Source organism: Brevirhabdus sp., from assembly GCF_052826345.1.
This window is the reverse complement of sequence record NZ_JBRBUA010000088.1, coordinates 1-10562: the sequence shown is the minus strand read 5'-3', so window position 1 is coordinate 10562 and position 10562 is coordinate 1. Positions and strand designations below refer to the sequence as shown.

The 10562-nt window shown below is 67.5% G+C and carries 10 protein-coding genes; 6 read left to right on the top strand and 4 right to left on the bottom strand.

Features of this window, described 5'->3' with window-relative positions; all coding sequences use genetic code 11:
- From ACU0BR_RS10395 to dtd, 5 genes are all read left to right on the top strand, one after another.
- Positions 1-290: toxic anion resistance protein (locus ACU0BR_RS10395; protein ID WP_446156767.1), on the top strand; the 290-nt coding region annotated here is incomplete at its 5' end.
- A 1-nt stretch (position 291) separates the two neighbouring features.
- Positions 292-1248, top strand: a complete 957-nt coding sequence (locus ACU0BR_RS10390; RefSeq protein ID WP_446156766.1) for a DUF2927 domain-containing protein — start codon at positions 292-294, stop codon at positions 1246-1248.
- Positions 1249-1285: 37 nt separating this feature from the next.
- The gene (locus tag ACU0BR_RS10385) at positions 1286-2422 is read left to right on the top strand and encodes an SPFH domain-containing protein (protein WP_446156765.1); all 1137 of its coding nucleotides are present in this window, start codon (positions 1286-1288) and stop codon (positions 2420-2422) included.
- Between the two features lie 329 nt (positions 2423-2751).
- Positions 2752-3795, top strand: coding sequence for a primosomal protein N' (replication factor Y) - superfamily II helicase (locus ACU0BR_RS10380; protein WP_446156764.1), 1044 nt, complete (start codon positions 2752-2754; stop codon positions 3793-3795).
- Positions 3796-4233 carry a D-aminoacyl-tRNA deacylase gene (dtd, locus tag ACU0BR_RS10375; RefSeq protein WP_446156763.1) on the top strand — a complete coding sequence of 146 codons (438 nt, stop codon included), beginning with the start codon at positions 3796-3798 and terminating at the stop codon, positions 4231-4233.
- Between the two features lie 6 nt (positions 4234-4239).
- Here the strand turns inward: dtd and xylB are convergent, their stop codons facing one another.
- From xylB to xylF, 4 genes are all read right to left on the bottom strand, one after another.
- Positions 4240-5682 (bottom strand): xylulokinase, encoded by a 1443-nt coding sequence (gene xylB, locus ACU0BR_RS10370; RefSeq protein WP_446156762.1) that lies wholly within the window; start codon positions 5680-5682, stop codon positions 4240-4242.
- Positions 5682-6440, bottom strand: a complete 759-nt coding sequence (locus ACU0BR_RS10365; RefSeq protein WP_446156761.1) for an ATP-binding cassette domain-containing protein — start codon at positions 6438-6440, stop codon at positions 5682-5684. Before ACU0BR_RS10365 ends, xylB begins: the two co-directional genes overlap by 1 nt.
- On the bottom strand, positions 6437-7813 hold the full coding sequence (locus tag ACU0BR_RS10360) for a sugar ABC transporter permease (protein WP_446156760.1): 1377 nt from the start codon (positions 7811-7813) through the stop codon (positions 6437-6439). The genes ACU0BR_RS10365 and ACU0BR_RS10360 overlap by 4 nt, the downstream gene beginning before the upstream one ends.
- Before the next feature lie 145 nt (positions 7814-7958).
- Positions 7959-8990, bottom strand: a complete 1032-nt coding sequence (gene xylF, locus ACU0BR_RS10355; RefSeq protein ID WP_446156759.1) for a D-xylose ABC transporter substrate-binding protein — start codon at positions 8988-8990, stop codon at positions 7959-7961.
- Between the two features lie 211 nt (positions 8991-9201).
- Between xylF and ACU0BR_RS10350 the strand changes: the two genes are divergently transcribed.
- Entirely contained in the window at positions 9202-10521 is a 1320-nt protein-coding gene (locus tag ACU0BR_RS10350; protein ID WP_446156758.1) for an ROK family protein, read from the top strand.
- The last annotated feature ends 41 nt before the right edge of the window (positions 10522-10562 follow it).

Sequence of the window (10562 nt, the reverse complement as noted above, 5' to 3'; positions counted from 1 at the left end):
AGCTGCTGACCGCCAACGCCCGCAACCTGCGCCAGGCCAACGCCACCGTGCGCGAGGAGATGGAACGCGGCGTCTTCGACATCGACGCCGTCAAGACCGCCAACGCGGAACTGATCGCCACGATCGAGGATTCGCTGCGCATCGCGGATGAGGGCAAGGCCCGCCGCGCCGAGGCGGAAACCGAGCTGCGCACAATGGAAGAGGAGTTGAAGAACACGCTTGCCTCTGCCAAATCCCGTGGCGATTCCACCGGCTACAACGCCGGGTCCAGCGTGCCCGAACGGTCGTGACATGATGCTTACCCGCCTGATTTCCCCGCTGCTGCTCGCACTCACCGTGGCCGCCTGCCAGACCACGCCGCCCAAGCCGGTGACGGTGCCCGACACGTCGCAGCGCCCGCAGGTCAGGCCGAAACCGGCGGTGGTGAAGCCCAAACCCAAGCCCGTGTCGAGCCGCGCGGCGGAATACCACCGCTATTACGTGCGCGCCCAGGCGCGCCAGCGCAGCCAGGGTCTGCTGCGGACCGACACCGGGTCCAAGGATGCGCCCTTCACCACCCGCAATCTGATCGAGAATTTCGAGCGCGTGGCGCTTTACGACGAATATACCGTGCGCAACGGCCGTTTCGTCGCCGAGCAGACGCCGAGCCGCCTGCGCCGCTGGGAAGGGCCGATCCGCATGAAGATCATCTTCGGCCCCTCGGTGGACGCCGCGCAGCGCAAGCGCGACACCGACAACGTGCGCAACTATGCCGCGCGGCTGGCGCGGCTGACCGGCGCCGACATTCGCCTGACCGAAGGCACGGGGAACTACTTCATCCTGGTGATGAACACCGACGAGCTGGCAGAGGCCGGGCCCAAGGTCGGCCAGCTGGTGCCCGGCATCGGCAATGCCACGGTCAATGAAATCACCGACCTGCCGCGCTATACCTTCTGTTCCGTCTACGCCTTTTCCGAGGGCGACACCTATTCGGCGGCCATCGCGGTCATCCGCGCCGAACACCCCGATCTGCTGCGCCTGTCGTGCCTGCACGAGGAACTGGCGCAGGGCCTGGGCGCCGCCAACGACAGCCCGACCGCGCGGCCTTCGATCTTCAACGACGACGAGGAATTCGCGCTGTTGACCCCGCAGGATGAGATGATCCTGAAAATCCTTTACGACCGTCGGCTCAAGCCCGGCATGACCCCCGAGCTCGCCCGGCCCATCGTCGCCCAGATCGCGGCGGAGCTGATGGGCGGCGAAAGCTGACGACCTGGACCCCGATCTGCAAGACGGAGACACGCAAATGGGTATTTTCGATTTTCTGAGCGGCCAGTTCATCGATGTCATCCACTGGACCGACGATACCCGCGACACGATGGTCTGGCGGTTCCAGCGCGAGGGCCATGAGATCAAATACGGCGCGAAGCTGACGGTGCGCGAGGGTCAGGCGGCCGTCTTCGTGCACGAAGGTCAGCTGGCGGATGTGTTCACGCCCGGGCTCTACATGCTCGAAACGAACAACATGCCGATCATGACGACGCTTCAGCATTGGGATCACGGCTTCCGCTCGCCCTTCAAGTCGGAGATCTATTTCGTCTCGACCACGCGGTTCAACGATCTGAAATGGGGCACCAAGAACCCGATCATGCTGCGCGATCCCGAATTCGGGCCGACGCGCATCCGCGCCTTCGGCACCTATTCGGTGCGCGTCACCGATCCCGCGCGGTTCCTGACCGAAATCGTCGGCACCGACGGCGAATTCACCATGGACGAGATCAGTTTCCAGATCCGCAATATCATCGTGCAGGAGTTTTCCCGCGCCATCGCCGCATCGGGCATTCCGGTGCTGGACATGGCCGCGAACACCGCCGATCTGGGCCGCCTTGTCGCCAACGAAATCGCCCCCACGCTGGAAGGCTACGGCCTGTCCATGCCCGAGCTTTACCTGGAAAACATCAGCCTGCCCCCCGCCGTCGAACAGGCGCTGGACAAGCGCACCTCGATGGGGCTGGCGGGCGATCTGGGCCGGTTCACCCAATATTCCGCCGCCGAGGCGATGACCGCCGCCGCGCGCAACCCCGGTGGGGCGGGCGCGGGAATGGGGGCGGGCATCGGCATGGGGATGGGCATGGCGATGGCCCAGCAAGGCCCCTGGGGCCCCCGGCCGGACCAGCAAAACGCCGCCCCGCAACAGCCGCAGGCCGCAGCCGCGCCGCCGCCGCCTCCACCGCCGGTCGAAAAGATGTGGCATCTGGCGGAAAACGGCAAGACGCGCGGCCCCTTCTCGCGCGCGAACCTGGGCCGCATGGTGGGCGACGGCAGCCTGTCACGCGACACCTATGTCTGGACCCAAGGCCAGGACGGCTGGAAGAAAGCCGACGATGTGCAGGAACTGGCACAGCTTTTCACCGTGCTGCCTCCGCCGCCCCCCGGCGCGTGAGCCGGGACGCCGATCCGCGCCTGAGCGCGCTCGCCTCATCCTTCGCAGCCGTCTGACCGGATACGCCCATGCCGACGCCTCCGCCCCCTCCTCCCGCTCCGCCCGGCGACGGGCCGCCGCCCTCCCACGCCGACGGGCAGGACACGAAGGGCGGCCGTTTCAAATCGCCCTGGGGCCGCGCGCGCAAGCGCACGGAACAATCCGCTGCCCCGCCGCCGCCGCCGCCATCGCCACCACCACCGCCACCGGGCGCGGCTGGCGCGACCGACGCCGCCCCGCAGACGGAACCGGCCGAGCACCGCTTTCCCTGCGAGCGCTGCGGGTCGGACATGCGTTTTTCCCCCGCCGAGGGGCTGTTGCTGTGCGACTATTGCGGCAACCAGCGGCAGATCACCCAGGACCGGCATGCGCAGCGCCAACTGGCAGAGATCCCCTTCGACAGCGTGACCTCCCGCATCGACCCGGCGGAGTTTCAGGAAACCCGGCTGCAATCCTGCCCGAACTGCGGCGCGCAGGTGGAATTCGCGCCCGACGAACATGCCACCGAATGCCCCTTCTGCGCCACGCCGATGGTGCTGGACACCGGCACCCACCGGCAGATCAAGCCGCGGGGCCTGCTGCCCTTTGCGCTGACCGAGGAAACCGCCCGCGAGGCGATGTCCGATTGGCTGGGCAGCCTGTGGTTCGCGCCCAACGGCTTGCAGCAATATGCCGCCAAGGGGCGGCGCATGTCGGGCATATATGTGCCCTACTGGACCTTCGACGCGGACACCCAAAGCAGCTATACCGGCCAGCGCGGCACCGTCTATTTCGAAACCCGCACCCAGATGCGCGACGGCAAGCCGGTGCAGGTGCAGGTGCAGGTGCAGCGCGTCGCCTGGACCCCGGTGCGCGGGCGGGTGGCGCGGTTCTTCGACGATGTGCTGGTGCTGGCCAGCACCTCGCTGCCCAAGCGCTATACTGACGGGCTGGCGCCCTGGGATCTGCCCGCGCTGGAACCCTACCGTCCCGAATTCCTCGCCGGGTTCCGGGCCGAGGCCTATACCGTCGCGCTGGACGAAGGGTTCAAGCAGGCCGGCGCCCATATGGAAGCCGTGATCGCCCGCGACATCCGCTTTGACATCGGCGGCGACCGGCAGCAGATCGACAGCGTCAGCACCAAGGTTTCGGACGTCACCTTCAAGCATATCCTGCTGCCGGTCTGGCTGGCGGCCTATAAATATCGCGGCAAAAGCTATCGTTTCGTGGTGAACGGACGAACCGGCACGGTGCAGGGCGAACGCCCCTATTCCAAGGTCAAAATCGCCTTCGCGGTGCTGCTGGGGCTGATCCTGGCGGCGATCGCGGGCTATTTCTACGCGCGGACCCGCTGAATGCGTGCGCTTGTGCAGCGGGTGACGTCGGCCTCGGTCAATGTGGATGGCGCGGTGATCGGGTCGATCGAGGCGGGGCTGTTGATCCTGATCTGCGCCATGCAGGGTGACACGGATGCCAATGCGGCGCGCATGGCCGCAAAGATCGCCCGGCTGCGCATCTTTGCCGATGCGGACGGGCGCATGAACCTTTCGCTCAAGGATACGGGCGGCGCGGCGCTGGTGGTCAGCCAGTTCACCCTGGCCGCCGATACGTCGCGCGGCAACCGGCCCGGCTTTTCCGCCGCCGCGCCCCCCGATGCGGGCCGCGCGCTTTACCTCAGCTTCGCGCAGGCGCTGCGCGATCTGGATATCGCGGTGGAAACCGGGCGGTTCGGCGCGGATATGGCGGTGTCGCTGACAAATGACGGCCCGGTCACGATCTGGATCGATTCCTAGCCCGTTTCACGACGCCTGCGCCAACGGGGCAAGCGCCTGATAGGCCGCGCGAAAGCGCAGATGCGCCTCATCGAAGGCCGGGCGCAGCGCCGCGTCGGGATCGAAGCTGCGCGCGATGGCGGGCGGCGTGGCGATATCTGCCCCCTGCCCGGCCGCCATCATCGCCAGCCGCGCCGCGCCGAAAGCCGCGCCATGCTCGCCCGCCTGCGGCAGATCCACCGCGACGCCAAGCGTGTTGGCGATCATCTGCAACCAGTGCTCCGACCGGCTGCCCCCGCCGGTGGCGATCAGCCGCTCGATCCGCGTGCCGGTCGCCGCCAGCGCGTCGGCGCAATCGCGCAGCGCGAAGGCCACGCCCTGCATCACCGCGCGGGTGCCCCCGGCCTGATCGGTGGCGTGATCCAGCCCCAGCAGCGCGCCCCGGACACGCGCATCGTTGTGCGGCGTCCGTTCGCCCCCCAGATAGGGCAGGAACAGCGCCGAGCCGGGCGCCTGCACCGGACCCAGATCCGCCGTCAGATCGGCCGCATCGGCCCCCACCAGACGCGCGTACCATTCCAGCGCATCCGTCGCCGACAGGATCACCCCCATCTGGTGCCAGCGCCCGCCCAGCGCATGGCAAAAGCTGTGCACGGCGGTCTCGGGCGCGGGCGCGTAGCTGTCGGTCGCGGCGAACAGCACGCCCGAGGTGCCCAGCGACACAAAGGCCTGACCCGGCCGCACCACGCCCAGCCCCACGCCCGCCGCCGCATTGTCGCCGCCGCCCGCGACGGGGATGCCGCGCGGGATCGACCAGCGCCGCGCCAGATCCTCGCGCAGCGCGCCGCCCTGCGCGTCGCCCTCGACCAGATCCGGCATATGCGCGCGGTCAAGATCGCAGGCGGCCAGCAGATCGTCCGACCAGTCCCGCGCCGCCGAATCGAACCAGGCGGTGCCGGAGGCGTCCGACATCTCGCCGATCGCCTCGCCCGTCAGCCACAGCCGCAGGTAATCCTTTGGCAGCAGCACGCGGGCCGTACGCGCGAAGACCTCGGGTTCATGGCGCTGGACCCAGCGCAGCTTGGGCGCGGTGAAGCCGGGAAAGACGATGTTGCCGGTGATCGCGCGAAACCGCGCGTCCGCATCCATCTGCTCGGCTTCGGCATGGGCGCGGGTATCGTTCCACAGGATGCACGGGCGGAGCACATCGTTGCGCGCGTCCAACAGCGTGGCCCCGTGCATCTGACCCGACAGACCGATGCCGCGCAGCCCGTCGAGCGGATGCGCGGCCGCGATTTCATCCAGAACCTGCGACGCCGCCGCGATCCAGTCGGCGGGCAGCTGTTCCGACCAGCCGGGATGCGGCCGCTGCACCCGCAGCGGCGCGTCGGCCTGCGCCAGGGCGCGCTGGTCCCCGTCGATCAGCACCCCCTTCAGCCCCGAGGTGCCCAGATCCAGACCCAGATACATCAGGCCGCTTTCGCGGGTTTCTTGCCCAGGATGATCATGCTCAGGATATCGTCCTCGGTCACGTCCTCCACCCGTTCGGTGCCGACGAGCTGGCCGTTCTTCATCACCGAGACGCGGTCGCACAGCTGCATCATCTCATGCGTGTCATGGCTGATCAGGAAGATGCCCAGCCCCTGCTTCTTGAGCTCCTGTATCAGCTCGGCCACCATCTGCGTCTCATGCACGCCCAGCGCGGCGGTGGGTTCGTCCATGATCAGGATGCGCGCGTTGAAATAGACCGCGCGGGCGATGGCGACCGACTGGCGCTGCCCGCCCGACAGGGCGCTCACCGGCTCGCTCAGTTTCTTGAAGTTGGGGTTGAGCCGCGCCATGATCTTGCGGGTTTCGGCCTCCATCCGGGCGTCGTCGACAAAGCCCAGCCCGGTCGTCAGCTCGCGCCCCAGAAAGAGGTTCGAGGCCGCATCCAGATTATCCGCCAGCGCCAGCGTCTGATAGATCGTCTCGATGTTATAGCGGCGCGCGTCCCGGGGGCTGTTGATCACGGCCTTTTCGCCGTTGATCACGATCTCGCCGGAATCGGCGCGATAGGCGCCCGAGAGGATCTTGATCAGCGTCGACTTGCCGGCGCCGTTGTGACCGAGCAGGCCAACCACTTCGCCCGGCATCAGGTCGATGGACACATGGTCCACCGCCTTGACGCCGCCGAATGCGATGGAGATGTCGCGCATCTCGACCAGAGGTGTCTGTGCAGCCGTCATTTCAGCCCCGCCTTCTTGCGATAGATGATGTCGATCAGCACCGCCGCGACCAGCACCGTGCCCACGACGATGTTCTGGAACGGCGCATCGACGCCGACCATTGCCATGCCCGATTGCAGCGACTGCATGATCAGCGCGCCTAGGATGGCGCCATAGATCGTGCCCAGCCCGCCCGAAAGCGCGGTGCCCCCGATCACGGCGGCGGCGATCACGCGCAGCTCGTCCAGCGTGCCGATGTCGTTGGAATGGTTCGCCAGACGGGCCGAGGCCACGACCGCCGAGATGGCGCAGAGCGCGCCCATGATGGCAAAGACCTTGACCGTCAGCAGGCGGGTGTTGATGCCCGAGAGCTCCGCCGCGTCGGGATTGCCGCCGGTGGCGAAGATATAGCGCCCCAGCCGCGTGCGGCGCGCCACGATGGTCATCACCACCGCCACGCCGATCAGCAGCAGCACGGAAATCGGGATGCCGTAGCCTGCGGAAAAGCCCTCCGGCAGGGTTTCGCCCGCGCGCGCGGCCTGCCGTTCGAGACGGCGGATCGGCACCTCATAGGCGTTCAGGATCGCGACGAACCCCAGGATCGCCACGCCGATCGCGGCGAAGACCGTCAGCTCGGCCCACATCGGCTTGACGTGGAAGCCATGCGCCTGCTTGTTGCGCCGCGCCGACCACAGCGCCCAGATCGCCGCAAGCACGGCAAGCACGCCGAAGATCCAGCTCCATTGCGTGCCGAGCGTGCCGTTGATGCCGCCCAGTTTCATGAAGGTGGGATCGAGCGGGCCGATGGTCTGGCCGCTGGTCAGATACCAGGCCACGTTGCGCCAGACCAGCAGACCGCCCAGCGTGACGATGAAGGCGGGGATCGCCAGATAGCCGATCAGCCAGCCCTGAAAGGCGCCGATCACCGTGCCGGTGATCAGGCCGACGAGGATGGTGATATAGGGAATCGCCCAATGCCCCAGCTCCAGCCCCATCATGTCGGGCAGGATGCGCGTCTGCGTCATCGCCATCACGGCGGAGGCGGTCGCGAGCAGCGAGCCGACGGACAGGTCGATATGGCGGGTGACGATCACGAAGACCATGCCGGTGGCCATGATCGCCACGGAAACGGTCTGGATCGTCAGGTTGAAGATGTTGCGCGGCGTCAGGAAGCGCCCGTCGGTCATGAACTGGAACGCCAGCGCCAGCAGGATGAATGCCCCGATCATGCCCAGCAGGCGCGTATCGAGTTCCAGCGTGTCGAGGAAACTGCGCCGCGGCGCGGCCTCGGGCTTGGCGGGCGCGCCTTCGTAGGTGCCCGCACCGTCCGCGTTGGGAACGGCGTTCGGCACGGCTGGCGGCCCGGATGGCGTTTGTGCGGAAGTGTCGGTCATGGGAACGGGCCTCGGGTAGGGCTGAAGGGGGACAGGGTTTGGATCTGTTCCGTAGTGTCAACGCGGCTGCGGGCGTTGGCGCTGCCCCGGCATCGCACCGGGGCAGCAGGCAAGGTCGACGGGGAGCGACGACAGCTTGCCGCGATCAGTTACAGGGCGCCGGGCCGTTGGTCACGCCCTGGCAAAGCGCGTCCTTGGTGATCCAGCCCGCGTCGGTGACGACGCTCAGGTTCTCGGCGGTCACCGGCACCGGGGCCAGGAACTTGGCCCAAAGCTGCGTGCCGCCGGGCGAGGTCCACTGCTCGGCACCGTCGATTTCCGACATCTTCTTGCCGCCGGCCAGGGCCACCGCGATCTCGGCGGCGTTCTTGCCCAGCTCGCGCGCGTCCTTCCAAACGCTGACGGTCTGGGTGCCCTTGGCGACCCGGTTCAGCGCGGCGTGATCGCCATCCTGACCCGACACGGGGATACCTTCCATGCCCTGCGCGGTCAGCGCGGCCACGGCACCGCCGGCGGTGCCGTCGTTGGAGGCGACGACCGCGTCGACCTTGTTGTCCTGCGCGGTCAGGATCTGTTCCATGTTGCGCTGTGCGTTGGCGGGCAGCCAGGCGTCGGTGTAGGCTTCGCCGACGATCTTGATGTCACCGGCGTCGATGGCCTTTTGCAGCACTTCCTGCTGACCGCCGCGCAGGAAATCCGCGTTGGGGTCGGTGGGCGAGCCCTTGATCATCACGTAATTGCCCTTGGGCGCCTTTTTCAGCACGGCCTCGGCCTGCATGCGGCCGACCTCGACGTTGTCGAAGGTCAGGTAGAAGGCGCGCGGGTCCTCGATCAGACGGTCATAGCCCACGACCGGAATGCCCTCATCGGCGGCGGCCTGCACGGCGGGACCGATGGCCTGGCTGTCCTGCGCCAGGATGATCAGCGCGTCGACACCCTGGGCGATCAGGCTTTCGATGTCGGACAGCTGCTTGGCCGAGGACGACTGCGCATCGGCGGAAACATAGGTGGCGCCCGCCGAATCGAGCGCGGATTTGATCGCGGCCTCGTCGGTTTTCCAGCGCTCTTCCTGGAAATTCGACCAGCTGACCCCGACGGTCATGCTGTGGCTGGCGGCGAATGTGGATGTGGTAAAGGCGGCGGTTGCGACCGCAGCCAGCATGAATGCTTTGCGCATTGGATCCTCCCAATTGGATGATTCCCTGACGGAATCGGTCAGGCCGGAGGGCCGACTGCGGAATCATTGCGCAATTTAATTCATCTGTCAAAATTAATATTCGCCAAAACTTACATTTTTGGGCGCCATGCAAACAAATACCTTGTCATGACGCCGGTTTGGCGGCTCTACTCGGCGTGAACGCCGGTTATTTGTTTTGGGGTCGAATAAAATGAACAACCTGATCCGCCCGCCGCAGCCCCTGCCCTCCCTCGCGTCCCCGCCCCCGTCGCAGTCTGCGTCGCACTCCCCGTCGCAGTCCCCGTCGCCGGGCTGCGGGCCGATCCGGCCCGTCACCGACGCGGCCGCGACGACGCTGCGCCAGCAAGTGTTCGAATGCGTGCGCGGGGCGGGCCACGCCCCGCGGGTGGATGTGGCCAAGGCGCTGGGGGTCAGCCCCGCCTCGGTGACGGCGCTGACCTCGGACCTGATCGCGCAGGGGTTCCTGCAGGAGGTCGAAGGCACCCCCCGCGAAGGCAGCCGCGGCCGCCCGCCCGTCGCGCTGGCGGTGCGCCCTCAGGCAGGCTACGTGGTGGGCATCAAGCTGTCGGACGAGGTACATTCCGCGGTGCTGATCGATTTCGCGGGCGAACCGGTGGCCCACGCCAGCCTGTCGCGCCGCAACCGCAGGCGCGACCCCGGCACCCTGCTGGATGAGGCCGAAACCCTGTATCGCCAGCTGATGGAAAGCGCCGCGCCGCAATGCCCCACCGTGCTGGCGATCGGCCTCGGCCTGCCTGGCATCGTGGATCACAACAGCGGCACCGTGCCCTGGTCGCCGATCCTGACCGAAGGCAACCTGCCGCTGCGCGACATGGCGCGCGATCGTTTCGGCATTCCGGTGGAAATCGACAATGACGCCAACCTGGTGACCCTGTCGGAGCTGTGGTTCGGTGCGGGCCGCGCGATGGCCGATTTCGCCGTCGTCACCATAGAGCACGGCGTGGGCATGGGGCTGGTGGTCAACCACCGGCTGTACCGCGGCGCGCATTCGCTGGGGATGGAGCTGGGCCACACCAAGGTGCAGATGGACGGCGCGCTGTGCCGCTGCGGGCATCGCGGCTGCCTGGAGGCCTATGTCGCCGATTACGCGCTGGTGCGCGAGGCCTCGACCGCGCTCGACTGGTACAAATCCGAGGGCGAGCCCAACCAGGTACTGCTGGAAAGCCTCTACGATCAGGCCAAGGCCGGCAATGAGGCCGCGCGCTCGATCTTTCGGCGGGCGGGCCGCTATCTGGCGCTGGGGCTGGCCAATGTCGCCAACCTGTTCGACCCCTCGCTGATCGTGCTGTCCGGCGAGCGGATGCGCTATGACTACCTCTATGCCGAAGAGGTGCTGGCGGAGATGCGCGCGCTGACGCTGAACACCACCCGCAGCGCACCCACGGTCGAGATCGCCGCGCGCGGCGATCTGGTCTGGGCGCGCGGCGCGGCGGCGCTGGCGCTGTCGGCGCTGACGGACACGCTGTCGGGGCGGGAACTGGCGCGATGAGAGGGCGCGCAGCGGTTGGCGGGCCTCCGGCGGGGATATTT